This window comes from Paracoccus sanguinis, from assembly GCF_012689545.1.
Taxonomy (GTDB): domain Bacteria; phylum Pseudomonadota; class Alphaproteobacteria; order Rhodobacterales; family Rhodobacteraceae; genus Paracoccus; species Paracoccus panacisoli.
This window is the reverse complement of the sequence record NZ_CP051542.1, coordinates 69062-93640: the sequence shown is the minus strand read 5'-3', so window position 1 is coordinate 93640 and position 24579 is coordinate 69062. Positions and strand designations below refer to the sequence as shown.

The window sequence follows — 24579 nt, the reverse complement described above, 5'->3', positions numbered from 1 at the left end:
GACGCCCGGCTCAGCCGTCCAGCGGCGCCTGCGCCGAGAGCGCGCACCAGACCGCCGGATCGGCGTCGGGCGCCGCCGTGCAGTCGCCGATCCGGTCCAGCGGCTCGACCGCCGCCGCGCCGGTCGCCGGCACCGTCACGCGGTAGGCGTGGGGGAAGACGCTGGCGCCGTGATCGTAGGGGGCGAAGCGGGCGTCCGTCTCGACGCACGCCTGCGCGCCGATCCGGTAGCCCGAGCCGGTCAGGATCGCCCCCAGCCGCTCACCCTTGGCCGCGCAGTCGGCGGCATCCTCGGCGGTGCTGAACGACACATGCGGCGGCTCGCCCGCCGACAGCGTCACCAGCACCAGCACGACCGACAGCGCGCCCGCCACCCCTCAGACCCCCGCCGCGTCCAGCACCGCGTCGCAGCGGGCGCAGGTCGCGGGATGGTCGTGGGTGCCCACGTCGGGCAGGATCTGCCAGCAGCGCTGGCATTTCTCGCCCTCGGCCAGCTCGAACACCACGCCGATCCCCGGCACCTCGGGCAGCCGGAACGCCTCGGACGGCGCCGGATCGCCCGACAGCCCCACGTCCGAGGTGATGCACACCGCGGCGAAATCGACCGAGCGCAGCGCCGCCAGCGTCGCGGCATCCTCGACATGGACCACCGGCGCCGCCTCGAGGCTCGCGCCGATGGTCTTGTCGGCGCGCCGCAGCTCCAGCGCCGCCGTCACCACCCGGCGGGCGCGGCGGATGCCGTCCCACTTGGCGGCCAGCGCGGGGTTCAGCCACTCCGCCGGCGTCTCGGGGAAGTCGTGCAGGTGCACGCTGTCATCCTCGGACGGATGGCGCGAAAGCCACACGTCCTCGGCCGTGAAGGGCAGGATCGGCGCCAGCCACAGCGTCAGCCGCTGGAAGAGCGCGTCGAGCACCGTGCGCGCGGCCCGCCGGCGCGGGCTGGTCGGCGCGTCGCAATAGAGCGCGTCCTTGCGGATGTCGAAGTAGAAGGCCGAGAGATCGCCGGTGGCGAAGTCGAAGAGCGCCCGGAACACCCCCTGGAAGTCATAGGCCGCGTAACCCGCCCGCACCCGGCTGTCGAGTTCCGCCAGCCGGTGCAGCATCAGCGCGTCCAGTTCGGGCATCTCGGCCAGCGGCAGCCGCTCGGCCGCGTCGAAGCCGGCCAGCGCGCCCAGCATGAAGCGCATGGTGTTCCTGAGCCGCCGATAGGCGTCCGCGGTGCCTTTCAAAATTTCCTTCCCGATCCGCAGGTCGACCGTATAGTCCGACTGCGCCACCCACAGCCGCAGGATGTCGGCGCCGTACTGGTCGATCACCTCCTGCGGGGCGACGGTGTTGCCCAGCGACTTGGACATCTTCATGCCCTTCTCGTCGAGCGTGAAGCCGTGGGTCAGCACGCCCCGATAGGGCGCCCGGCCGCGCGTCGCACAGGCCTGCAGGAGCGAGGACTGGAACCAGCCGCGATGCTGGTCGGTGCCCTCGAGGTAGAGGTCGGCGATGCCGTCCGGCGCCCCGTCCGCGCGGTCGCGCAGCACGAAGGCGTGGGTCGAGCCCGAATCGAACCACACGTCGAGCACGTCCATGACCTGCTCGTACTCCGCGGGGTTCACGATCCCGTCGAGGACGCGCTCCTTGAAGCCGTCGCGGTACCAGACGTCGGCGCCGTCGCGCTCGAACGCCGCGAGGATGCGGGCATTCACGCGGTCGTCGCGCAGCAGGAAGTCGGCGTCGTCGGGGCGCGCGCCCTTGCGGGTGAAGCAGGTCAGAGGCACCCCCCAGGCGCGCTGCCGCGACAGCACCCAGTCGGGGCGGCCTTCGACCATGCTGTGGATGCGGTTGCGCCCCGAGGGCGGGGTCCACGTCACCAGCTCGTCGATCGAGGCGAGCGCCCGGGCGCGGATGGTCTCGCCATGCGCGTCCATCCCGTCCGCCAGCGGCTTGTCGATGGCCGCGAACCACTGCGGCGTGTTGCGATAGATCAGCGGCGCCTTGGACCGCCAGCTGTGCGGGTACGAATGCTTGAGCTTGCCCTTGGCCAAGAGCGCCCCCTGCCCCGCCAACGCCTTGATGTTGCTGACGTTCGCCGGGCCCTCCTTGCCGTCGGCGGTCAGGATCGCCTGCCCCCCGAAGACCGGCAGGTCGGCGCGGTAGCTGCCATCGGGCAGCACGTTGTGGGTCATCTTCAACCCGTGCTTCAGCGCCAACTGATAGTCGTCGTCGCCGTGGCTGGGCGCGGTGTGCACAAAGCCCGTCCCCGCGTCCTCGGTCACGTGGTCGCCGGGCAGCATCGGGATGTCGCCGTCCCACTCGCCCGCGCCCCCCTCGATCCCGCGATAGGGATGGGCGAGGACCAGCGAGGCCAGCTCGTCGGCCGGCACGTCGCGCAGGCGGCGATACATCCCCGGTTCAAGCTTGGCTGCGCGGAACGTCTCGTCGGCCAGCCTGTCGGCCAGCAGGTAGGTGCCGCCGATCCGCGCCATCGACGCCTCGGGCCGGCCCGTCACCTCGTAAAGCCCGTAGGCGATGCCCGGCCCGAAGGCGACCGCCCGGTTCTGCGGGATCGTCCAGGGCGTCGTGGTCCAGATCACCACCCGCGCGCCCAGCAGGTCGGTGCGGAGGCAGCCGTCGAGCGGCGCGAACTCATGCTGGGCCACCACCGGGAAGCCGACCCAGATCATGTGGCTGGTGTGGTCGTGGTATTCGACCTCGGCCTCGGCCAGCGCGGTCTGCTCGACCGGCGACCACATCACCGGCTTCGAACCCTGGTAGAGGCTGCCGTTCATCACAAGCTTCATGAACTCGCCCGCGATCACCGCCTCGGCGTGATAGTCCATGGTCAGGTAGGGGTCGTCCCACTTGCCGGTGACGCCGAGGCGGCGGAACTCGTCCCGCTGCACCTCGACCCAGCCCTCGGCGAAGCGGCGGCATTCCTGCCGGAACTCGACCACGTCCACGGCGTCCTTGTCCTGCCCGCGGGCGCGATAGGCTTCCTCGATCTTCCACTCGATCGGCAGGCCGTGACAGTCCCAGCCCGGCACGTAGCGCGCGTCCCGGCCCATCATCTGCTGGCTGCGGGTGATGAAGTCCTTGAGCACCTTGTTGAGTGCATGGCCGATGTGCAGATGCCCGTTGGCATAGGGGGGGCCATCGTGCAGCACGAAGGGCTGCCGCCCCGCCGCGCGCGCGCGCAGCCGGTCATAGACGCCGAGCCGGTCCCAGCGGGTCAGCCACTCGGGCTCGCGCTGCGGCAGGCCCGCGCGCATGGGAAACTCGGTCTCGGGCAAAAAGACGGTGCTGCGATAGTCGGGGGCGGCGTGGTCTTCGGTCAGGGTGTCGGCGGGCATCGGGAATCCTCGGGGGCGGGCGCGCTAGGGCAGACGGCAACGGGCAGGCAACGACCCGGCAGGCGCGAGACGCTCACGCCGCCGGGCGGCTAATTCGGGATATCCGGGCCGCGGGAACCATGCCGGGCTTATAGGAACCGCGCCCGGCCCCTGCAAGGCGGGGCGGCAGGGGGGGGCATGGGGGTGCGGAGGCGGATCGGTTGAGGGCACGCTGGCACCCACAAGGTCGGGATGCGCGGTACCTGCCCCGGGTCAAGCAACGCTAACGCGCAGGGAGACCGCCGCAAGCGGCGCCGCCGCTTCCATCGCATGTGAGACAGGTCACAGATCCTCGCCGCGTGGGGGCAAGAGGGGTGGGCATTAGAGCATTATCAGGATGCGGCTGAATCAGGATGCGGCTGGCCTAGTCCGCACCGCGACCCCGCAACACGCGCGCCGGGCACCGGCCGCCCGCCGCACCTCCACCGCCCGTCGCCCCCCACCTTCCCAAGCCAGCCATGCACCCACCGCATGGCACGCGCCACCGATGCGGCAGCCGGATTGCGCCCGTCCCGTCCCCGCCCCAACGTGGCCCGCATGACCGACTCGCGACGCCCCTGCCCCCACCCCGCCCGCCGATGATCGACGTGCCGCCCCGCTCGCGCGCCGCGCTCGTCTCGCAGGCCTGCATCTGCGCGGTGATCGCCGTGTCGCTGGCCGAGATCGTGCACCCTGCCCCGGCCCTCGGCTGGATCGCGGGCGCGGCCATCGCGGTCTATTTCGCGCTCGAGTGGCGGCGCTTCACCCTCGCCTCGTGGGTGCCGGTGGGCCTGTCGGCCGCGCTGCTCGCCCTCGCGCTGGCCCGCGGCGTCGCCCCCGCCGCGATCGAGGACGGGCTGGCGCGCATGGCCTTTCTCGCCTCGCTGCTGGCGCTGCTCGGGATCCTGCGGGTGGTGGCGGGCGACGCGCCGGCGATCGCCGAGGCGGGGCGCTATCTCACCGCGCAGCCGCCGGGGCGGCGCTACCTCGCGCTCGCCTCGGGCGGCAATATCTTCGGGCTGCTCATCAACCTCGGGGGGCTCGCCATCCTGCTCGAGATGGCGGTGCGGGCGCTCGACGCCGACACCCGCGCCTCGGCGGCGGTGCGGGCGGTGCGGCTGAGGCGGATGACCGTGGCGGTGTTGCGCGGCTTCAGCCTGCTGCCGCTGTGGTCGCCCTTCGGCTTCGGGATGAACACCCTGCTGCTGGCCATGCCGGGCCTGAGCTACGCCCGGCTCGGGCCGCCGGGGATCGCGGTGGCGCTGGTGTTCCTGGCCGCGGGCTGGGTGCTCGACCGCGCCACCGCGCCGGCGCGCACGCCCGGGGTGACCCCCGCCCACGCCGAGCCCGGCGACCGGGCCGGGCTGATCCGGCTGATCCTGCACGTCGCAGCCCTCGGCGCCCTGGTCTTCGCCATCGGCGAGATCGCGCGGCAGGATTTCCAGCACGCGCTGCTGCTCGCGGTGCCGGCCTACAGCCTCGGCTGGGCGGCGGTCCTCGGCCGCCACCAGCCGGGCGGGGCGGGCGCCGCCGTCCGACGCACCGCAGTGATGACCGTGCGCCGCTTCCCCCTCGCGGCGGGCGAGATCGCCATCTTCGCCTCGGCCGGGCTGCTCTCGGTGCTGGCGCTCGAGCTGATCCCGGTCGAGCGGGTGCAGGCGCTGGTCGCCAGCCTCCACGCCAGCGGCGGGGTGGTGATCGTGGCGCTGAACCTCACGCTCTTCGGCCTCGCCAGCCTCGGGATCAACCCGATCATCACCGCCGCGGTGGCGGGCGCGCTCGTGACCCGGCTCGACATCCCCGGCCTCACCGACCTCGCCGCCGCCCTCAGCCTCGCGGGATCGTGGAGCCTGGTGATGATCTTCTCGCCCGTGATCACCACCGTTGCCTATGCCGCGGCGCTGGTCGGCCAGACGCCGGTGACGGTCGGGCCGCGCTGGAACGGAGTCTATTGCCTCGCCGGGCTGGTGCTCTGGACCGGGGCGATGGCCGGGCTGGTGACGCTGGGCTGGGTCTAGGCCCGCCCCTACGCCCGCAGCCCGGCGAAGGTCGCGGGGTCGAGCGAGGTCTGCGCGAAGGTCTCGCCCTCGGTCAGCAGGCTCACCGCGTCATGCGAGTGCAGCGATTCCTGGTGGCTGGCGATGATGCGGAAATCGCCCACCCGCGGCTCGGCCTCGAGCTCGCGGGCGAAGGCGCGCACCGCGTCCTCGACGAAGATCGGGTTGGCGGCGTTCAGCTCGGCGAAGGCCTGCTCGTCCTCGCGCTTGACCATCACCTGCGTCTCGGTCGCCACCGCCCGGCGGCAGAGCGCGATCATGTCCTCGAACCACAGCTTCTCCTCGCCCAGCATCACCGCCGAGATCCGCGCGACCGAGCGCTGCGAGTGCGGCGTGGCAAGCTGCCCGCGCCCCGCCCGCGCGTGCTCGGACAGTTCCAGCGAGCAGGGGCAGGTCGAGGAATAGACGTAATCGGCGTGCAGGATGCGCAGCCGCTCGCCACCCTGGTCCACCATCTCGAGCGCGAGGTCGTAATACTGCCACCCCTCGAGCCCCGAGCGCAGCGAGCCGACCCGCATCGGATAGCTGAGCCGCATCTGGATGCGCGCGTCGAACGCGTCGAGGTGGTCCTTGTAGTCCGACAGCGCCGCCGCCATCACGCCGAGCGAGAACTGCTTGTCGGCGTGGGCATAGAAGGACCGCATGATGCGGCTCATGTTGATGCCCTTGCGGTCCGCCTCAAGGCTGACGGTGCCGGTCACGCTGGTCTCCAGCGTGATCTCGCCGCCGTCCTTCTGGCGGTAGCGGATCGGCAGGCGGAAGTTCGAGATGCCGACGTGCTGGATCGCCTTGCGGGCGCCGACGATCAGGCTCGCCGGGCCGTTCTGCAGGTCGGGCAGGCTGGCGCGATAGGCCTCGTCCACGCGGAAATCGGCCGGATAGTCGCGGCGCAGCGCCGGATAGGCGGGGGACGGGGTGGGCGTGGTCTGGGTCATCGGCGCCTCGGGCGGTTCGGACGGTCCCGATATGGGGCCGCCGCGGGCGAAATCAAAGCGGCAGGCGCGGTTTGGACAAAGGCCGCCGAGACGGGCGGCCCCGGCTCAGCCGATCGCGCCGAGGATGTCGGCGGCCAGGTCGTCCGCGTGTTCCAGCCCGACCGACAGGCGGATCAGCCCCGGCCCGATCCCCATCGCCGCGCGGTCGTCCTCGGACAGGCGCTGGTGGGTGGTCGTCGCCGGGTGGGTGGCGATGGACTTGGCGTCGCCGAGGTTGTTCGAGATCGACACCAGGTCCATCCGGTTCAGCGCCGCGAAGGCAGCCTCCTTGGTGCCGAGGTCGAGCGCGATCATCGTCCCCCCCGACCCCATCTGCCGCATCGCCAGCGCGTGCTGGGGATGGGCGGCAAGGCCCGGATAGATCACCCGCACCCCGGCGCCCTCAAGCGCCAGCGCCAGCGCCAGCGCCCCGTCCGCCATTGCCCGCACCCGCAGCTCGAGCGTCGAAAGCCCGTTCAGCATGATCCAGGCGTTGAAGGGGCTGATCGCCCCGCCGGTGTGCTTGAGATAAGGCTCGGCCACCTCGCGCACGAACTGGCGGGTGCCGCAGATCACCCCGCCGAGCGCCCGCCCGCCGCCATCGACGTGCTTGGTCGTCGAATAGATCACCACATCCGCGCCCTGATCGACGGCGCGCGAGAAGACCGGCGTGGCGAAGACGTTGTCCACCACCACCAGCGCGCCCGCCGCATGGGCGATGTCGGCGATCCCCGCGATGTCCATCACCTCGAGCGTCGGGTTCGAGACCGTCTCGAAGAACACCGCCCGCGTCCCCGGCGTCACCGCCGCCCGCCACTGGTCGAGGTCGGTGCCGTCGAGCAGCACCACGTCGACCCCGAAGCGCTTGAGGATGTCGAGCACATAGAGGCACGACCCGAAAAGCTGCCGCGCCGCCACGATCCGCTCGCCCGGTCGCGCGATCGCCATCAGCGCCCCGTTGACCGCGGCCATCCCCGAGGCGGTGGCAAAGGCATCCTCGGTCCCCTCGAGGCTCGCCATCCGGTCCTCGAACATCCGGCTCGTCGGGTTGCCGTAGCGGGCATAAATGAACTCGTCCGGCCCCGACTTGATGAACCGCGCCTCGGCCTCCTCGGCGCTGGCGTAGGCGAAGCCCTGGGTCAGGAACAGCGCCTCGGCCATCTCGCCGTACTGGCTGCGGCGGATGCCGGCATGGACCGCCCGGGTGCGGGGGTGCCGGGCGGACGCGGGGCGCGGGGGGGAATCGGAGTTCTCGGCCATGGCCGCGGAATACGCCCGGCGCGGAAAAAGCGCAACGTGGCCGCCGCGTCGCTCTTGACGCCGACGCGGCGTGCCCTAAGTCGCGTCGGGACCGGGCCCCTCTGGCGATCTTGGCGGATCGTGATGTCGGTCGCATCACCTCAACCGCCGCAAGGCCCGCCGCAAAGGATCGCCACCCGTGGATTTCCTGACTTCAACGATGTTTCTCGGCCAGCCCGTCTGGATGTGGGCCGTCTTCCTCACCGCCGTGGTGGTGCTGCTGGTCCTCGACCTCGGCGTCCTGAACCGCGGCAACCGCGAGATCGGGGTGCGCCGCAGCCTGATGCTGTCGGTGATGTACATCGCCCTCGGGCTCGGTTTCGGCGGCTTCGTCTGGTGGCAGATGGGCCAGCAGCCCGCGCTCGAGTACCTCACCGGCTTCGTGGTCGAGAAGTCGCTGGCGATGGACAACGTGTTCGTCATCGCCATGATCTTCGGCGCGCTGGCCATCCCGCGGCAGTACCAGCACCGGGTGCTGTTCTGGGGCATCCTCGGCGTGATCGTCCTGCGCGGCATCATGATCGGCGTCGGCGCCACGCTGGTCGCGCGCTACGAGTGGATCCTGCTGATCTTCGCCGTCTTCCTGATCGCCACCGGCATCAAGATGCTGCTGTCCTCGGGGGACGAGGATCACGACGTGGGCCAGTCGCGCATCCTGCGCTGGCTCAAGCGCAACCTGCGCGTCACCTCGCGACTGCATGGCGAGCGCTTCTTCGTCCGCCGCGCCGATCCCCGCCCCGGCCGCCGCGGCAAGACCCTGCTCTTCGCCACGCCGCTGTTCCTCGCACTGGCGATGGTCGAGATCGCCGACGTGATCTTCGCCGTCGACAGCGTGCCCGCGATCTTCGCGATCACCACCGACCCCTACATCGTCTACACTTCGAACATCTTCGCCATTCTCGGGCTGCGCGCGCTCTACTTCGCGCTTGCGGCGATCATCCACCGCTTCGCCTATCTCAAGCAGGCGCTGGCCGTGCTGCTGGTGTTCATCGGCGGCAAGGTGATCGTGGCCGAGATGCTGGGGATCGAGAAGGTGCCGCCGTCGGTGTCGCTGTCGGTGACCTTCGTGATCCTCGCCGCGGGCGTCGCCTACTCGCTGTGGCGCACCCGCGGCGCGGCCCACGCGGAGCTGACGAACAAGGCGTGAACACCGCCCTTTCGTTGCGAGGCTGAACGGCCTATGTTGGCGTCATGAGCCAGTTCGACGACGCCGACGCCTTCGAGGCCGCAGCCTCCCGTGCCCCCGCCCCCCGCCCGTCGCTCAGCGCGCGGGCGATGGGGATCGGGGCGCAGGCGGCGCCCGCCTATCTCGACGGGCTGAACCCCGCGCAGCGCGCCGCGGTCGAGGCGCTGGACGGCCCGGTCCTGCTGCTCGCCGGCGCCGGCACCGGCAAGACCCGCGCGCTCACCACCCGCATCGCCCATCTTCTGACCCAGGGCCGGGCCACGCCGGGCCGCATCCTCGCCGTGACCTTCACCAACAAGGCCGCGCGCGAGATGAAGGCGCGGATCGCGAAGCTCCTGGGCGAGACGATCGAGGGGATGCCGTGGCTCGGCACCTTCCACTCGGTCAGCGTCAAGATCCTGCGCCGCCACGCCGAACTCGTCGGCGTGGGCGACCTGCACCTGAAGTCGAGCTTCACCATCCTCGACACCGACGACCAGCTGCGGCTGCTCAAGCAGCTCATCGCCGCCGAGAACATCGACGAGAAGCGCTGGCCGGCGCGGATGCTGGCCGGGCTCATCGACGACTGGAAGAACCGCGCCCTGACCCCAGGCCGCGTGCCCGCGTCCGAGTCCCACGCCTACGACGGCAAGGGCGTCGCGCTCTACACCCAGTACCAGCGCCGCCTGATCGAGCTGAACGCCACCGACTTCGGTGACCTGCTGTTGCATTGCGTGACGATCTTCCAGGCCCACCCCGACGTGCTGGCGCAGTGGCAGGACCGCTTCCGCTACATCCTCGTCGACGAGTACCAGGACACCAACGTCGCCCAGTATCTCTGGCTGCGGCTGCTCGCGGCCGGGCACCGCAACATCTGCTGCGTGGGCGACGACGACCAGTCGATCTACGGCTGGCGCGGCGCCGAGGTCGGCAACATCCTGCGGTTCGAGACCGACTTCCCCGGCGCCCAGGTGATCCGGCTGGAACAGAACTACCGCTCGACGCCGCAGATCCTCGCCGCCGCCTCGGGCCTCATCGCCGCCAACAAGGGCCGGCTGGGCAAGACGCTCTGGACCGAGGCCGAACCGGGCGAGAAGGTCCGCCTCATCGGCCACTGGGACAGCGAGGCCGAAGCCCGCTGGATCGGCGAGGAGATCGAGGCCTTCCACGGCGGCCACCGCCATTCCGTCGGCCGCCGCAGCCTCAACGACATCGCCATCCTCGTGCGCGCCGCCCACCAGATGCGGGCCTTCGAGGACCGCTTCATGACCATCGGACTGCCCTACCGCGTGATCGGCGGCCCGCGCTTCTACGAGCGGCTCGAGATCCGCGACGCGATGGCCTATTTCCGCCTCGCCGTCTCGCCCACCGACGACCTCGCGTTCGAGCGCATCGCCAACACCCCCAAGCGGGGCCTGGGCGACAAGGGCCTGCAGACCATCCAGCGGGTCGCCCGCGCCGAGGGGCTGTCGCTGCTGCAGGGGGCGGCGGCGGCGGTCGCCTCGGGCGACTTGGGCGGCAAGGCCGCGGCCCAGATGCGGCTCTTCACCGAGGCGATGGGCCGCTTTCACGCCGACGCGCTCGACAGCCGGGTGAGCCACGTCGAGCTGGCCGAGCGCATCCTCGACGAGACCGGCTACACGGCCATGTGGCAGGCCGACAAGTCGCCCGACGCGCCGGGCCGCCTCGACAACCTCAAGGAACTCGTCAAGGCGCTGGAAGAGTTCGAAAACCTGCAGGGCTTTCTCGAGCACGTGGCGCTGGTGATGGACGCGGCCGAGGGCGAGCAAGCCGAAGAGGTGTCGATCATGACGCTGCACGCCGCCAAGGGCCTCGAATACCCCATCGTCTTCCTGCCGGGGTGGGAGGACGGGCTGTTCCCCAGCCAGCGCAGCATGGACGAATCGGGCCTGAAGGGCCTCGAGGAAGAGCGGCGGCTCGCCTATGTCGGCCTGACCCGGGCCGAGGACCTCGCCACCATCAGCTTCGCCGGCAACCGGCGGATGTATGGCCAGTGGCAGTCGTCGCTGCCCTCGCGCTTCATCGACGAGCTGCCCGAGGACCAGATCGAGGTGCTGACGCCCCCCGGCCTCTACGGCGGCGGCTACGGCGCGGCCGCGCAGGGGTTCGGGCAGCCCTTCACCCCCTCGGCCATGCACGACCGCGCGAGCCGCGCCGACGTCTACAACTCGCCCGGCTGGAAGCGGATGCAGGAACGCGCGGCGGCCCGGTCGGCGCCGACCCACCGCACCCCGATCGTCATCGACGCGACCCCGGGCGAGCGCTTCGCCGTGGGCGAGCGGGTGTTCCATCCGAAGTTCGGCACCGGCACGGTCCAGGGCATTGCCGAGGACACGCTGACGGTCGAGTTTCCCGCCGGCTTCAAGACCATCAAGGCGGCCTACGTCCAGCCCGCCGCCGAGGCCGCCCGCGACATCACCCCGTCGGACGACGTGCCGTTCTGAGGCTGAGCCGAAGGGCTCCCGCCCCGCCGCCCACGCGCCGACGCGCGGCGTGGCCCACCCGGCGGCCTCGCTGGCTCAACCCATTCCGCTGACGGCTCTGCGGGGGTCCCACACCCCCGATTCCCCCTGCCCGCCGGTTAGCCGCACCGCCCCCTCGGGCTGGACCCAAATATCCCGGGGTCCGGGGCAGCGCCCCGGCCGGCGTCGCCGCTCGCCGCTTCCGCTTGCCCCTTGGCCACGCTTGCGCGAAAACCCCCGCCATGACCGATCGCACCCCCGCCTCCGCCCCGCGCGCGCCCCTGCCCCACAGCCTCAAGCTGGCGCTCGACTACGGCCCGCTCGTGGCCTTCCTCGTCGTGTTCCTGCTCTATCGTGACCGCACCGTGCATTGGGGCGGGCAGAGCTATCCCGGGCTGATCGTCGCCACGCTGGTGTTCGTGCCGCTCACCATCGCCGCCAACGCCGTGCTCTGGGCACGCACCCGCAAGCTCTCGGTCATGCAGCTGGTCACGCTGGTGATCGTGGTGATCTTCGGCGGGCTGACGATCTGGCTCAATGACGAGCGGTTCATCAAGATGAAGCCGACCTTCATCTACCTGCTGCTGGCCGGGATGCTCGGCCTCGGCCTCGTGCTGCGCCGCAACTGGCTGGCGCTGGCGATGGGCGAGATGGTGCCGCTCGCCCCCGAGGGCTGGCGGCGCCTGACCCTCAGGATGACCGGGCTGTTCCTGACCCTTGCGGTCCTCAACGAGATCATCTGGCGCACCCAGTCCGACACCACCTGGGTGCTGTTCAAGACCGTGGGTCTGATCGCGCTGACCTTCGTTTTCCTGATGGCCAACGTCCCGCTGATCCAGCGCTACGCACTGATCCCCGAGGAGAACGCGGGCGAGGACGGCACCCCGCGCTGAGGCGCCATCAGCCGCGACCAGCGCCGCGCCGGCCGCGCTGGCCCCGCCGCCGCCAGCAGCGGCAGCGGCAGCGCGGCGGGCGTGCAGAGCACGCAGCGCCACAGGTCGAAGAGCCCGGCGCGCAGATAGGGCGACCAGTGGCAGGCGCGGCTCGCGCGCGGGTCGATCGCGAACCCCAGCCGCCCCAGGCTCGCGAGCGTCGCCGCATCGTCGATCTGCAGGTCCACCCAGTTCCGCCGCGGCTGGCCGAGCCCGAACCCCAGGGCCCGATGCCGCCCGGCCGACAGGATCAGCTCGAGCGCGAGGTCGAACGGGTCGTTCTCGCGCGAGGTGACGTTGACGACCTCGGCCAGCATCCCGGCTGGGCTGGCGATGGCCGCCTCGGCCCGCGGGCGCAGCTCGGCCGCGGCGAGCAGCACGACCCGCCCCACCGCTCCCGGCGCGGCGCGCCCCAGCGCTGCCAGCGCCACCCGGGCGCCGAGCGAATGGCCGATCAGCGCCACTGGCCGCCGCGCCGCGAGCGCGAGCCGGTCGATCAGCGCGGCGAGTTCAGCCCCGACCTCGGCCGCCCGCCCATGCACCGCCCTCAGCCCGCCGCAGCTGTCCCAGCCAAGCGCCACGCCCAGCCCCTCGCTCCCCTCGGCGCTGAACCCGAGCGCCGCGGGCCAGGACAGCGCCCGGCGCGCGCCCGGATCGGGGGTGAGCGACAGGATGTGGTGATGGGGCGAGCGGTCGGGGACGGACGGGGTGAAGCGGTAGCCGTGGATCATCACCACCACGGGCCGGTCCGGGGGCAGCGTCTCGGCGCGGCGCCACAACTCCGCAGGGACCGGAGCCCCGCTGTCGATCCTGACCAGCGCCATGTCGCACCTCGTCGATCTCCTGCGCCGAGGCTGCGCGGATTTCGCAACCGCAGCATGACGCGCGGGTGACGGTCGGGTGACGGAGGGGGCGTGACGCCTGCCATGCGCCGGGTCGTTCGCATGAACCGTGCACGAACATCGCACGAACGTTGCACGAACGGCGCAGGGATGGTGCATGGCCCCAAAACGGAAAACCGCGCCGCGGCAGGGCCGGGCGCGGTCGGGTCGTCTCAAAAGGGGGCGATCTTACTTGATCTTGCCTTCCTTGTACTCGACGTGCTTGCGGAGGACGGGGTCGTACTTGTTGACCGTCATCTTCTCGGTCATCGTGCGGGCGTTCTTCTTGGTGACGTAGAAGTGCCCGGTTCCCGCCGTCGAGTTCAGACGGATCTTGATCGTCGTCGGCTTCGCCATTGGTCCTGCTCCTGCTGCGGGGCGGGCCTCTGGGCCGCTGTCCGATTACCCCGTCCTAATCTGTGAAGCCCGCCTTTTAAGCGTGCCCACCCGGGTGTCAACCGGATTCGGCTCGAAATGCCGCCGAAAACGCCCTCAGCGCGCCCTGAGCAGGCACATGACCTTGGCGACGCCCCCGCCCGCATCCTCGATCGGCACCAGCACCGCGGTCGAGGCGACCGCACGGCGGCAGTCGAGCGTGACGCGCACCGTCTCGCCGCCCGCCGCCTCGGCCAGCGCGCCGCGCAGGGCGAGCCCATCGGCGTGGGGCCAGAGCTGCCACCAGAAGCGGCCGCCGGGGCCGAACCGCCCCGGCTCACCCGGCATCAGCAGCGACTGCGCAGCGGGGTTGAGCTGGGTCACGCGGCCATCTGGGTCCATCAGGATCACCGGCTGGACCATGTGGCGCATGAGCGCGAGCGCCAGCCGCGTGCCGCGGTCGGCGCCGGGGGTGGAGGACAGCGCGAGGCCGGCGGCCAGGTCGACCGGGATGGCATCGCGCAGGACGGATTCGGGGTGCGGCAGCATGGAATCCCTCGCGAAACTGAAAATGGGTACGACAATCCCTGCAACTTTAGCATGAGTTGCGGAACCGACAGACACAATTTTCATCAGTCGGTCTGCCGCCGCGACTCGGGCGGTCGCGTGCGGGGCCGGGCAGGAGTGGGAAACGCGCGGACGGCCTGTAAGCCGGGTTCTGTCCAAGGGGCTTGCACCCCTCTGGATGACCATTCCTCTCGGCCCGCCATTGCTGACGGGCTCAAGCTGCCAACCCGGATCTGCTGGGGCGCAGGCGGCCCTGCGGGGTTGCCCCCGCGCGCGATCCCTATTCGGCATTGCTCCCGGTGGGGCTTGCCGTGCCGGTCCGGTTGCCCGTCCCGCGGTGGGCTTTTACCCCACCGTTTCACCCTTGCCTGCGGCTGGTACCCCGAAGGGGCCTGGCCGCTGGCGGTCTCTTCTCTGTGGCGCTTTCCCTGGGGTTGCCCCCGCCGGGCGTTACCCGGCACCGTGCCTGCATGGAGCCCGGACTTTCCTCGCGCGGCCCCGCCCCGAAGGTCGGCCCGCCCGCGGTCATCCAGCCATCCGCGCAGGCGCCGAGATAGGGGGGGCGGCGGCCCCGGTCAAGCGCGGCCTCACCGCTCGGGCGGTCGAATGATCCATGAGCACGGACGGCGGGGGCAAGCGGCCCCCTGCCCCGTCAGTCGAGCCGCAGCGCCGCGAGGATCGGACCGGGGCGCCCGCCGCGCAGCGGCTGCTGGACGAGGATCGCGTGGCGGGTGTCGGCGGGGTAGCCGCGGCTTGCCATGGTGCCCGGCCGCACGGTCAGGCGCAGCGGGGTGCGGGCCGGCCAGGCGCTCAGCTTTTCGACCCCCACGACGATGTTGCGGTAGAGGATCGAGTGGCCGCGGTTCTCGCCGCCGTCGATCCGCACCTTGCGCTCGGGCAGGTAGCGGACCAGCAGCACGTCCACGCCGCCGGGGATCGCCGCCCGGGGGGTCAGGTCGATCACCGGGTTGCCGCCGTCCTCGGCCGCGGTGACCATGACGGCGGGCGGGCGGCTCGCATGTTCGTCGATGAGGGCGAGCAGCCCCATCCGGCCGACGCCGATCAGCGTGTCCTGCCCGTCCACGATGATCTGCGGCGTATAGACCCCGCGCTCGCCGGCGGCGGCGGCGTAGCCCTCTTGCCGGGTGGTGTGGCGGGGGTCGGCGAAATTGTCGGTCCAGCCGAGATAGTCCCAGTAGTCCACGTGCCAGCTGAGCGGCAGCACGCCCGGCAGGTCGGCGAGCCCGGCCAGCAGCGCATCCGCCACCGGGCAGGTCGAGCAGCCCTGCGCGGTGAAGAGCTCGACCACCACCGGCGCCGCGATGCTGCGCGCCATCGCCGCGCGGGGCGCCGGGGCGGCCTGTCCGCGCATCGGATCGGCACGCTCTGGGACGAGGGCAAAGCCCTCTCCGCCCATCGGCATGTCCTCGACGAACCCCTCGCCCGGGACGGTGTAGCCGTTGTCGTCGGGGGCCTCGATCACCGCGATGTCGCCGGGATCGACGGCGTCACCCATGTCGCCCGGGTCGAAGCCGGGATCGAAGTCGCCGGTGTCGGGCGCGTCGCCCACCTGCTCCTGCCCCGGCGCGCCGTCGAATGGGTCGGCAGAGAGCGGGTGCGGCGCCGCGGTCAGCGAGACGAGCAGCACCGACAGCGCGAGTGCCAGCGCCTTGAGCGGCGTCCGGCCCGGCCCGGCGGAGGGGCCCGATGACGGGGCGCAGGCCAGCCGCGAAGTCGGGACGGGGTGGCGGAGTGGGGTCGGCGCGGCGCAGGACATGGCCTGTCTTTAGGACCAATTCGTCGGAGCGGCCAAATCAACGCTTCGTTAGACCCGCGCGCTGTGGCGTGTGCGCCGCACCCGCGATGTTCGGCGTCCCGGTCGCACCCCGCCGCCACGGTTCGGCCCCGCGGCAATGCCGCGCTTGCAGCGCCCGCGCAAAATGTATACTATGGCATACAAAGACGCACCCCGGAGGCCGCCGACCCGCCATGCAGCGCTTGCGCTGCGCGGCGGATCGGGGCAATCGGGGCGCAGACCCGCCCTCCCGCCAGCTCTCCACCGTTGAAAGGACAGCCATGCCGATCGTCACCGGAACCGACACCGCCAAGACCCGCCGCGAGCTTTCCGCGGGCGGCGCGACCTACGCCTATTACTCGATCCCGGCCGCGACCGAGGCGGGCTTGGGCGACTTCTCGCGCCTGCCCGCGGCCCTCAAGGTCGTGCTCGAGAACATGCTGCGCTTCGAGGATGACGGCTTCACCGTCAGCGTGGACGACATCAAGGCCTTTGCTCAGTGGGCGCAGGACGGCGGCAAGTCGGACCGCGAGATCGCCTATCGTCCGGCCCGCGTGCTGATGCAGGACTTCACTGGCGTTCCGGCGGTCGTGGACCTCGCCGCGATGCGCGACGGGATCAAGGCGCTTGGCGGCGACGCGCAGAAGATCAACCCGCTGAACCCGGTCGATCTGGTCATCGACCACTCGGTGATGGTGGACGAGTTCGGCACCCCGCGCGCCTTCCAGCGCAACGTCGATCTGGAATACGACCGCAACATGGAACGCTATCAGTTCCTGAAATGGGGCCAGGGCGCGTTCAACAACTTCCGCGTGGTGCCGCCCGGGACCGGCATCTGCCACCAGGTGAACCTCGAGTATCTGGCCCAGACCGTCTGGACCGACACCGATCAGGACGGCAAGACCGTGGCCTATCCCGACACGCTGGTCGGCACCGACAGCCACACCACCATGGTCAACGGCCTTGCGGTGCTCGGCTGGGGCGTTGGCGGGATCGAGGCCGAGGCGGCGATGCTGGGCCAGCCCGTGTCGATGCTGATCCCCGAGGTCGTGGGCTTCAAGATCACCGGCGCGCTCAAGGAAGGCGTGACCGCGACCGACCTCGTGCTCAAGGTCGTCAAGATGCTGCGCGACCACAAGGTGGTCGGCAAGTTCGTCGAGTTCTACGGCGCCGGCCTCGACAACATGCCGCTGGCCGACCGCGCGACCATCGCCAACATGGCCCCCGAATACGGCGCCACCTGCGGCTTTTTCCCCGTCGATGACGAGACGCTGCGCTACCTGCGCCAGACCGGCCGCGACGAGGACCGCATCGCGCTGGTCGAGGCCTATGCCAAGGCCAACGGCCTGTGGCGCGACGCGGCCTATGAGCCGGTCTATACCTCGACCCTGTCGCTCGACCTGGGCGACGTGGTGCCGGCCATCTCCGGTCCCAAGCGGCCGCAGGACCACGTGGCGCTCGACGCCGCGGCGCAGACCTTCAAGGCCTATATCGAGGGGCTGAAGCCCGCCCCGTCGGTCCCGAAAGAGCAGAAGTTCGAGATGACCGAGGAAGGCGGCGCGCCGTCGCCCTCGTCGGACCAGATCCCGGGCGGCAACCGCGGCGGGGCCGAGCTGTTCGGCGCCCCCGTCGAGGGCCGCGACTTCACCCTCAACGACGGCTCGGTGGTGATCGCGGCGATCACGTCGTGCACCAACACCTCGAACCCCTATGTGCTGATGGCCGCGGGGCTCGTCGCGCGGAAGGCGCGGGCGCTGGGGCTGACCCGCAAGCCGTGGGTCAAGACCTCGCTCGCCCCCGGGTCGCAGGTGGTGGCGGAATATCTCGACGCTGCCGGGCTGCAGGACGATCTCGACGCGCTGGGGTTCAACCTCGTGGGCTTCGGCTGCACGACCTGCATCGGCAACTCGGGCCCGCTCGAGCCCGAGATCAGCAAGGCGATCGCCGAGAACGACCTCGTCGCCGTGTCGGTGCTGTCGGGCAACCGCAACTTCGAGGGGCGGATCTCGCCCGACGTGCGCGCCAACTACCTCGCCAGCCCGCCGCTGGTGGTGGCCTATGCCATCGCGGGCGACATGAACATCGACATCACCCGCGAGCCGATCGGCCAGGACAAGGACGGCCGCGACGTGTTCCTCAAGGACATCTGGCCGACCTCGGCCGAGGTCTCGGACCTCGTCCACAAGGTCGTCACCCGCGAGATGTTCCAGTCGAAATATGCCGACGTGTTCAAGGGCGACGAGCGCTGGCAGGCGGTCGAGACCACCGACAGCGAGACCTATGACTGGCCGGCGACCTCGACCTACATCCAGAACCCGCCCTACTTCCAGGGCATGAACCGCGAGCCGGGCGTCATCACCGACATCGAGGGCGCGCGGGTGCTGGCGGTGCTGGGCGACATGATCACCACCGACCACATCTCGCCCGCGGGCTCGTTCAAACCGACCACTCCGGCCGGGAAATACCTGACCGAGCGTCAGGTCGCGCCCGCCGACTTCAACAGCTACGGCTCGCGCCGCGGCAACCACGAGATCATGATGCGCGGCACCTTCGCCAACATCCGCATCAAGAACGAGATGCTCGAGGGAGTCGAGGGCGGCTACACCAAGGGGCCTGACGGCGACGAGACCTCGATCTACGACGCGGCGATGGCCTATCAGCAGGCCGGCACCCCGCTGGTCGTGGTGGGCGGCGTCGAGTACGGCGCCGGCTCGAGCCGCGACTGGGCGGCCAAGGGCACCAACCTCCTGGGCGTCAAGGCGGTCATCGCCGAAAGCTTCGAGCGCATCCACCGCTCGAACCTCGTCGGCATGGGGGTGATCCCGTTCGAGTTCACTGGGGGCGACACCCGCAAGACCCTGGGGCTGACCGGCGCCGAGGTGATCTCGATCCACGGGCTCGCGGACGACTTCAAGCCGCTCAAGATCGTGCCGGCGACGATCCGCTATGCCGACGGGACCGAGAAGACCGTTGACCTCAAGGCCCGCGTCGATACCGAGGTCGAGATCGAGTATCTGAAGAACGGCGGCGTGCTGCACTACGTGCTGCGGAACCTCGCCAAGAGCTGAGCCCGCGCCGGGCTGAGGATCGAAGGGGCCCCCAGGCGGGGCCCCTTTTCACATTCGCTTGGGCAAATGTTGAATTGCGCGGCCCGCGCGCCCCGTGCCAGCGTGACGGTTCTTCCAGTGTTCATGCAGCAAGGGATCTGACCGATGGCTACCATCAACGGCACCAACGAGAACAACACCCTCTATGGCACCGCCTGGGCGGACCTGATCCGCGGGTTCGACGGGGACGACCGGATCTACGGCCGGGCCGGCAACGACACGATTTATGGCGGCGACGACCACGACAGCATCTGGGGCGAGAACGGCGACGACATCATCGTGGCCGGCAAGGGCGAGGATCGGGTGTGGGGCGGGGCCGGTAATGACCGGATCACCGACGAAAGCGGCAACGACATGCTGGACGGCGGCGACGGCAACAACCTGATCAACGCCGGCGAAGGCAACGACACGATCCGCTCGGGGACCGGGTCCGACACCATCAACGCCGGCGAAGGCAACGACATCGTCAGCGCGGGCGCCGGGGGCGACCGGATCTTCGGGCTCGAGGGCGACGACCGCATCGACGCGGGCGCCGGCCACGACATCCTGATCGGCGGCGCGGGCAACGACACGCTGATCGGCGGGCTCGGCAACGACGACCTTGCCGCGGGCGAGGGCAGCGACTACCTGAACGGCGGCGCGGGCAACGACATGCTGCGCGGCGGCGAGGGCGACGACCGCTTCGTCTTCACCGCCGGTCTCGACACGGTGCGCAACTTCGACAGCGACGACGACGTGATCGACCTGCGCAGCTTCGCGGGCCTCGACAGCTATGCGGACGTGCGCGCGCATCTCGTGCAGGCCGGCAACCATGTCGAGTTCCGGCATGGCGCGGACGTGCTGCGGATCGAGTGGACCCGGCTCGGCGATCTCGGGTCCGACGACTTCAACTGGTAAGTCGGCTCACCCAAGGGGGCGCGCACCTGCAAGCGGTGCGCGCCCTCCGTCAGCGCGGCAGCGCGCCGCAGAACCCCCCGCTCGCCACCGCTCCCGAGCCGAGGGCCAGCATGGCCGGGGCGCGGTAGGGATTGGGCGGCGCGGCCGCGAGGTCCGCGCCGATCAGCGCGGCGAGCCCGGCAAGGCACAGGGCAGCCATCACGCGACGGGTCATTGCCGCCCCTCCATCCCGAGCCAGGGGCGCAGCCGGACACCGACCGCCGACCCGGCGAAGCCCATCACCAGCCATGCCCAGCCGTGCAGGCTGCCGGTCGAGATGCCCGAGAACAGCGCCCCCACGTTGCAGCCGAACGCGAGCCGCGAGGAGTAGCCGAGCAGCAGCCCCGAGACGACGGTGGCGACCCATGCCCGCGCCGGCAGGTCCGGCAGGCGCTGCGCCAGCCCGCCCCGCCAGAAGGCCACGAGCATCGCCCCGAGGATGGTGCCGAAGGCGGTGAGCGAGGTGATGTCGGTCAGCACGCTCTGCGTCACCCGCGCCGCGTTCCCCGGCGCCGACCAGAAGGCCGACGCGCTGAGGTCGACGCCGAGGCTCGCGGCCGCCTTGGCCCCCCAAAGGCCGAGGCCGTAGACCACGCCCCAGGGCTGGCCCGAGACGACGAGGTTCGCCAGCGCCAGCGCGGCCAGCAGCCCCGCCGCCGCGATCCAGCGGCCGGGAATGCGCCGATGCCCGGGCGCGGCCACGGCCAGCACCACCGCCGCGAGCACCGCCAGCAGCGCCAGCGTGATCCCGAGGCCGCTCGCCCCGCCCAGCACCACCACCGGCAGCGACCCGAGGTTCGTCCACCAGACGAGCGAGAACGACCCGAGGAAGCTGCCGAGGGCGAAGAACGGCAGCGCCACGACTGCGACCGGGTTGCCGCTGCCCGCGTTGACGAGGGTGCCCGAGCCGCAGCCCAGCACCACCTGCATCGCTGCGCCGAAGACGAAGGCCCCGCCGAGCATTGCCCAGCCGATCGGCGCGGCGGCGCCGGAAAGCTCGCCCGGGTTCGCGGCGATCAGCGGCATGGCAACCAGCGCGGTCAGCGCGATGGCAAGGATCTGCGCCAGCACGCCCCCCGCCTCGCGGCGCAGGATCAGCGCCCGCCACGGGCCGGCAAAGCCGAAGCGCAGCCCCTCGAGCGTGATGCCGAAGCCGAGGCCGATGGCCAGCAGCAACGCGAAGCGCGCGCCCACGAACAGCGCCACGGCGGCCAGCGCCGCGAGCGCCAGCGCCACCGCCGCGCTGCGGCTGGCGAGACCGGGGACGAGCGGGGTGGCGGGCGCCTCGCGCGCGCCCATCTGGCTGGTGACAGCGACCATGCGCTTACCCCCTGATCTGCCGCAGCAGGTTCTCGACCAGCCCCGGCCGGTTGGCGATCTCGTGGTCGCCCCGGGTATAGCCGACCATCGATTCGGGATACATCTTCACGTCCGGCAGCCCGGCGAGTTCCGAGAGCGCGAACCACTCGGTCGCGGCCCAGTGGCCGGTGTTGCAGAAGGTGACGATCTCGCGGTCAGGGCTCAGCCCCAGCGCGCGGGCCACGTCCGCGGCGGTGGCGGCCGGGGCAATGGCGGGCGTGCTGCCCGCGAACCATTCCGTGTGCGGCACGTTCTCGGCCCCCGGCACGGTCCCCGGCACCGAGGCCGCGGCATGGGCCTGGCGCCCCTCGTAGAAGCCCGGCGGGCGGGCGTCGAGCAGCACCGCATCGCCCTTGCCCGCGGCGATGGCCGCGACCTCGGCCTCGGTCGCGGTCCAGCGGTCGTCCCAGGTGATCTCGATCAGCGAGGGCGCGGGCGTGACCGGGGTGGTCTCGGTCGGCTGGCCGGCGGCGGCCCAGCCGTTCATGCCGCCGTTCAGGATGGCGATGTCCTGCACCCCGGCGGATTTCAGCGTCCAGTAGACCCGCGCGGCCGCGCCGAAGTCGTCCTGGTCGCTGCCCTGATGGACGACGACCACCGGGCGGTCGAGTTCGACCCCCAGCTGCGAGAGCGTGGCCTGCAGCTGCTCGGGGGCAACGGGGCGGCCGGGGTTGTCGGTCGGCCCGCGGAACAGCTTGTAGGGCGCATCGACCGCGCCGGGGATGTGCCCCTTGGCGTAGTCCGCGCCGCGGATGTCGAGGATCAGCGGCGCGCGGTCGGTCGCGGCCAGTTCGGCGGGCGTGACGAGCGGCCCGAGGTGCTGGGCGCGGGGCGCCTCGGCGGCCGGGGTCGCGGAAACGGGTGCGGTGGGGGCCGGCGCGGTCTGGGCCAGCGCCGGGACCGCCAGCGCCACGGCAGCGGCAGTCAGGAACGGGGCGATGAAGCGCATGGGACACTCACTGGGTCAGCGGGGTTGAGCGTCGAGATACGCAGCCCCGCCCGCCCCGCCAACCCGCGACGGGTCGGACGGGGGACCGGCAGGCCGACAGATCGTCGCCTGAGGACGGTTTTCCCGGATATGCTTCGCCGATGAGCGGGCTCGGGCGAAAATCGTCTCGCCGATCCGGCCCCGCCGCGAATGCTGTCCTTATTTCTGCGCCGCGAGCGCCTTGTCCAGCTCGGGACGGAAGCGGTTGGTATAGTCCTCGCGGATCAGCGGCCCGGCGTGGCGGTAGAGCACCCTGCCCTCGGCGTCGAGGATGAAGGTCTCGGGCGGGGCGGTCACGCCCCAGTCGATCGCCGCGCGCCCCTGCGGGTCGGTGGCGAGCCGGGCGAAGGGGTTGCCGTGCTCGGCGAGGAACCGCTGCGCGGCCGGCTCGGGGTCCTTGAGGTCGATGCCCATCACCGGGATGCCCTCGGCGGCGAGCGCGGTCAGCGTCGGATGCTCGGCCCGGCAGGGCGGGCACCAGCTGGCCCAGAAGTTGACCAGCGTCACCTTGCCGCTGCGCAGGTCGGCATCGGTCAGCGGCGTGGCGCCCGGCAGGGTCGTCGCGGGCACCGCCGGCGCCTCTTGCCCGATCAGGGTGGACGGGATCGCGGTCGGGTCGTCCCGGCCCATCCCCCAATAGAACATCGCGGCGAGGCCGGCGAACAGCACCGGCGGCAGGGCGACGAGGGGTGAGATCCTAGCCACGGCGCGACTCCTGCTGGCGATTGCGGGGCGGCTCGACCCGCTCGAGATCGCGCCGCGCGCGGGCGCTGGCGGCCAGCGTCTGGACCACCAGCGCCACGATCAGCGCCAGCGAGATCGCCCAGGCCGACAGCACCGGAACGGCGTATTTGCCGAGTTCGACGATCATCCCCGCACCTCGCGCGCCAGCAGCGCCGCGGTCCGGCGGCGGCGGATCTCGGTCCTTGTGCGGACCAGCAGCAGGGCGAGGAACAACAGGAAGAACCCGGCCATGCAGGTATAAAGCGGGTAGCTGTAGACCGAACTGATCCGGTCCCCCGGCGCGACGCTGATCGTCGCCCCCTGGTGCAGCCCCTGGTTCCAGAAGTTGACCGCGTAGCGCGAGAGCAGCGCGAAGACCGAGCCGACGAGGCACAGCACGCCCGTCAGGTCGGCGGCGCTGTCGGGGTTCTCGATCGCCGCCCAGAGCGCCATGTAGCCGAGGTAGAAGAGGAACAGGATCAGGAACGAAGTCAGGCGCGGGTCCCACTCCCACCAGGTGCCCCACATCGGCTGGCCCCAGACCGCCCCGGTGACGAGCGCGATCACCGTCATCACCGCGCCCACCGGGGCGGCGGCGCGGGCGGCGAGTGCGCTGACGTGGTGGCGGCGGATCAGCCAGATCAGCGAGGTGACGAGCATCATCACCCAGATGTTGATCGCCATCATCGCCGCGGGCACGTGCAGGAACATGATCTTGACGGTCGCGCCCTGCTTGTAGTCCTCGGGCACCGAAAAGCCCCAGATCAGCCCGCCGACCAGCGTCACGGCAGCAGCGGCGGTGACCCACGGCAGCACCGCGCCCGAAAGGCGCATGAACTTGACCGGGTTGGCGTATTCCCAAAGCGACATGCGGGTTGTCTAGCCGTCCGCGCGGGGGGGTGAAAGCCCCCTCCTCACCGCAGGTTGACCCTCAGCGCCGCGGCGGCGGCAAAGGGGATGGCCGCCAGCACCGCAAGGCTGATGCCGGCGAGCAGCACCAGCGGGGTCATCCCGTCCGCCCCCGCGGCACCACGTCGCACCGCCTCGGCCCCGAAGATCAGCGTGGGCACGTAGAGCGGCAGCACCAGCAGCGACATGAGCAGCCCGCCCCGCCGCAGCCCCACGGTGAGCGCGGCCCCGAACGCGCCCAGCATCGAGAGCGCCGGGGTGCCCAACAGCAGCGCCGCCACCAGCCACGGCAGCGCCGCGCCGGGCAGGTGCAGCAGGATGCCGAAGAGCGGCGCGGCCACGACCAGCGGCAGCCCGGTGGTGATCCAGTGGGCGAGCGCCTTGATCCCCACCGCCCCCTCGAGCGGCAGCGGAGAGGTGGCGAGCAGGTCGAGGCTCCCATCCTCCCAATCCAGCGCGAACAGGCGGTCGAGCGACAGCAGGCAGGCGAGCAGCGCGCCGACCCAGAGGATGCCGGGGGCGATGCGGGCGAGCGTCCCGCCCTCGGGGCCGACGCCGAAGGGGACGAGGGTGCAGAGGATCAGGAAGAACGCGAGGCCGAGCCCGAAGCCGCCGCCCGCCCGGGTGGCGAGCGCGAGGTCGCGCAGAAGCAGCGCTTTCATGGCCGC

The 24579-nt window shown here is 71.2% G+C and carries 21 protein-coding genes and 1 other RNA gene; 6 read left to right on the top strand and 16 right to left on the bottom strand.

The window, feature by feature from the left end:
• Positions 1–10: 10 nt before the first annotated feature.
• Positions 11–373 (bottom strand): hypothetical protein, encoded by a 363-nt coding sequence (locus HGN31_RS00465; RefSeq protein ID WP_168781987.1) that lies wholly within the window; start codon positions 371–373, stop codon positions 11–13.
• A gap of 3 nt (positions 374–376) precedes the next feature.
• Positions 377–3343: an isoleucine--tRNA ligase gene (ileS, locus tag HGN31_RS00460; RefSeq protein ID WP_168781986.1), complete on the bottom strand. Its 2967-nt coding sequence runs from the start codon at positions 3341–3343 to the stop codon at positions 377–379.
• A 626-nt stretch (positions 3344–3969) separates the two neighbouring features.
• Here ileS and HGN31_RS00455 point away from each other — a divergent pair.
• Complete coding sequence (locus tag HGN31_RS00455) at positions 3970–5379, top strand: hypothetical protein (protein WP_168781985.1); 1410 nt, start codon at positions 3970–3972, stop codon at positions 5377–5379.
• 8 nt (positions 5380–5387) lie between these two features.
• Here HGN31_RS00455 and folE2 read toward each other — a convergent pair whose 3' ends face one another.
• Positions 5388–6353 carry a GTP cyclohydrolase FolE2 gene (gene folE2, locus HGN31_RS00450; protein ID WP_168781984.1) on the bottom strand — a complete coding sequence of 322 codons (966 nt, stop codon included), beginning with the start codon at positions 6351–6353 and terminating at the stop codon, positions 5388–5390.
• Positions 6354–6458: 105 nt separating this feature from the next.
• Complete coding sequence (locus HGN31_RS00445) at positions 6459–7652, bottom strand: aminotransferase class I/II-fold pyridoxal phosphate-dependent enzyme (RefSeq protein WP_168781983.1); 1194 nt, start codon at positions 7650–7652, stop codon at positions 6459–6461.
• A gap of 178 nt (positions 7653–7830) precedes the next feature.
• On the opposite strand from HGN31_RS00445, the gene HGN31_RS00440 reads away from it, so the two are divergent.
• The 3 genes from HGN31_RS00440 to HGN31_RS00430 all read left to right on the top strand — a co-directional run bounded on the left by HGN31_RS00440 (position 7831) and on the right by HGN31_RS00430 (position 12232).
• Complete coding sequence (locus HGN31_RS00440) at positions 7831–8838, top strand: TerC family protein (protein ID WP_168781982.1); 1008 nt, start codon at positions 7831–7833, stop codon at positions 8836–8838.
• Between the two features lie 44 nt (positions 8839–8882).
• Positions 8883–11321, top strand: a complete 2439-nt coding sequence (locus HGN31_RS00435) for a UvrD-helicase domain-containing protein (RefSeq protein WP_168781981.1) — start codon at positions 8883–8885, stop codon at positions 11319–11321.
• Positions 11322–11581: 260 nt separating this feature from the next.
• Positions 11582–12232, top strand: coding sequence for an inner membrane-spanning protein YciB (locus tag HGN31_RS00430; protein ID WP_168781980.1), 651 nt, complete (start codon positions 11582–11584; stop codon positions 12230–12232).
• Here the strand turns inward: HGN31_RS00430 and HGN31_RS00425 are convergent.
• From HGN31_RS00425 to HGN31_RS00405, 5 genes are all read right to left on the bottom strand, one after another.
• The gene (locus HGN31_RS00425) at positions 12181–13095 is read right to left on the bottom strand and encodes an alpha/beta fold hydrolase (RefSeq protein ID WP_168781979.1); all 915 of its coding nucleotides are present in this window, start codon (positions 13093–13095) and stop codon (positions 12181–12183) included. The genes HGN31_RS00430 and HGN31_RS00425 overlap by 52 nt on opposite strands.
• 246 nt (positions 13096–13341) lie before the next feature.
• Positions 13342–13509 carry a 50S ribosomal protein L33 gene (rpmG, locus tag HGN31_RS00420; protein ID WP_036700690.1) on the bottom strand — a complete coding sequence of 56 codons (168 nt, stop codon included), beginning with the start codon at positions 13507–13509 and terminating at the stop codon, positions 13342–13344.
• Positions 13510–13644: 135 nt separating this feature from the next.
• Positions 13645–14076 carry a PAS domain-containing protein gene (locus tag HGN31_RS00415; RefSeq protein ID WP_036700691.1) on the bottom strand — a complete coding sequence of 144 codons (432 nt, stop codon included), beginning with the start codon at positions 14074–14076 and terminating at the stop codon, positions 13645–13647.
• Positions 14077–14218: 142 nt separating this feature from the next.
• An RNA gene (gene rnpB, locus HGN31_RS00410) (RNase P RNA component class A) lies at positions 14219–14635 on the bottom strand.
• 111 nt (positions 14636–14746) lie between these two features.
• Positions 14747–15871 (bottom strand): DUF1223 domain-containing protein, encoded by a 1125-nt coding sequence (locus tag HGN31_RS00405; RefSeq protein ID WP_168781978.1) that lies wholly within the window; start codon positions 15869–15871, stop codon positions 14747–14749.
• A 299-nt stretch (positions 15872–16170) separates the two neighbouring features.
• Between HGN31_RS00405 and acnA the strand changes: the two genes are divergently transcribed.
• Positions 16171–18957, top strand: coding sequence for an aconitate hydratase AcnA (acnA, locus tag HGN31_RS00400; protein WP_168781977.1), 2787 nt, complete (start codon positions 16171–16173; stop codon positions 18955–18957).
• 144 nt (positions 18958–19101) lie between these two features.
• Positions 19102–19893, top strand: coding sequence for a calcium-binding protein (locus HGN31_RS00395; protein ID WP_168781976.1), 792 nt, complete (start codon positions 19102–19104; stop codon positions 19891–19893).
• A 49-nt stretch (positions 19894–19942) separates the two neighbouring features.
• Here HGN31_RS00395 and HGN31_RS00390 read toward each other — a convergent pair whose 3' ends face one another.
• From HGN31_RS00390 to ccmB, 7 genes are all read right to left on the bottom strand, one after another.
• On the bottom strand, positions 19943–20107 hold the full coding sequence (locus HGN31_RS00390; RefSeq protein ID WP_168781975.1) for a hypothetical protein: 165 nt from the start codon (positions 20105–20107) through the stop codon (positions 19943–19945).
• Entirely contained in the window at positions 20104–21252 is a 1149-nt protein-coding gene (locus HGN31_RS00385) for a YeeE/YedE thiosulfate transporter family protein (protein ID WP_244961068.1), read from the bottom strand. Before HGN31_RS00385 ends, HGN31_RS00390 begins: the two co-directional genes overlap by 4 nt.
• A 4-nt stretch (positions 21253–21256) precedes the next feature.
• Positions 21257–22240, bottom strand: a complete 984-nt coding sequence (locus HGN31_RS00380; RefSeq protein ID WP_168781974.1) for a sulfurtransferase — start codon at positions 22238–22240, stop codon at positions 21257–21259.
• 198 nt (positions 22241–22438) lie between these two features.
• Positions 22439–22984 carry a DsbE family thiol:disulfide interchange protein gene (locus HGN31_RS00375; RefSeq protein ID WP_036700695.1) on the bottom strand — a complete coding sequence of 182 codons (546 nt, stop codon included), beginning with the start codon at positions 22982–22984 and terminating at the stop codon, positions 22439–22441.
• The gene (gene ccmD / locus HGN31_RS00370; RefSeq protein ID WP_244961067.1) at positions 22977–23150 is read right to left on the bottom strand and encodes a heme exporter protein CcmD; all 174 of its coding nucleotides are present in this window, start codon (positions 23148–23150) and stop codon (positions 22977–22979) included. Before ccmD ends, HGN31_RS00375 begins: the two co-directional genes overlap by 8 nt.
• A complete protein-coding gene (locus HGN31_RS00365; protein ID WP_043131119.1) occupies positions 23147–23872 on the bottom strand; it encodes a heme ABC transporter permease in 726 nt (241 codons plus the stop codon). The genes ccmD and HGN31_RS00365 overlap by 4 nt, the downstream gene beginning before the upstream one ends.
• Before the next feature lie 44 nt (positions 23873–23916).
• On the bottom strand, positions 23917–24573 hold the full coding sequence (gene ccmB / locus HGN31_RS00360; protein WP_168781973.1) for a heme exporter protein CcmB: 657 nt from the start codon (positions 24571–24573) through the stop codon (positions 23917–23919).
• Positions 24574–24579 lie beyond the last annotated feature (6 nt).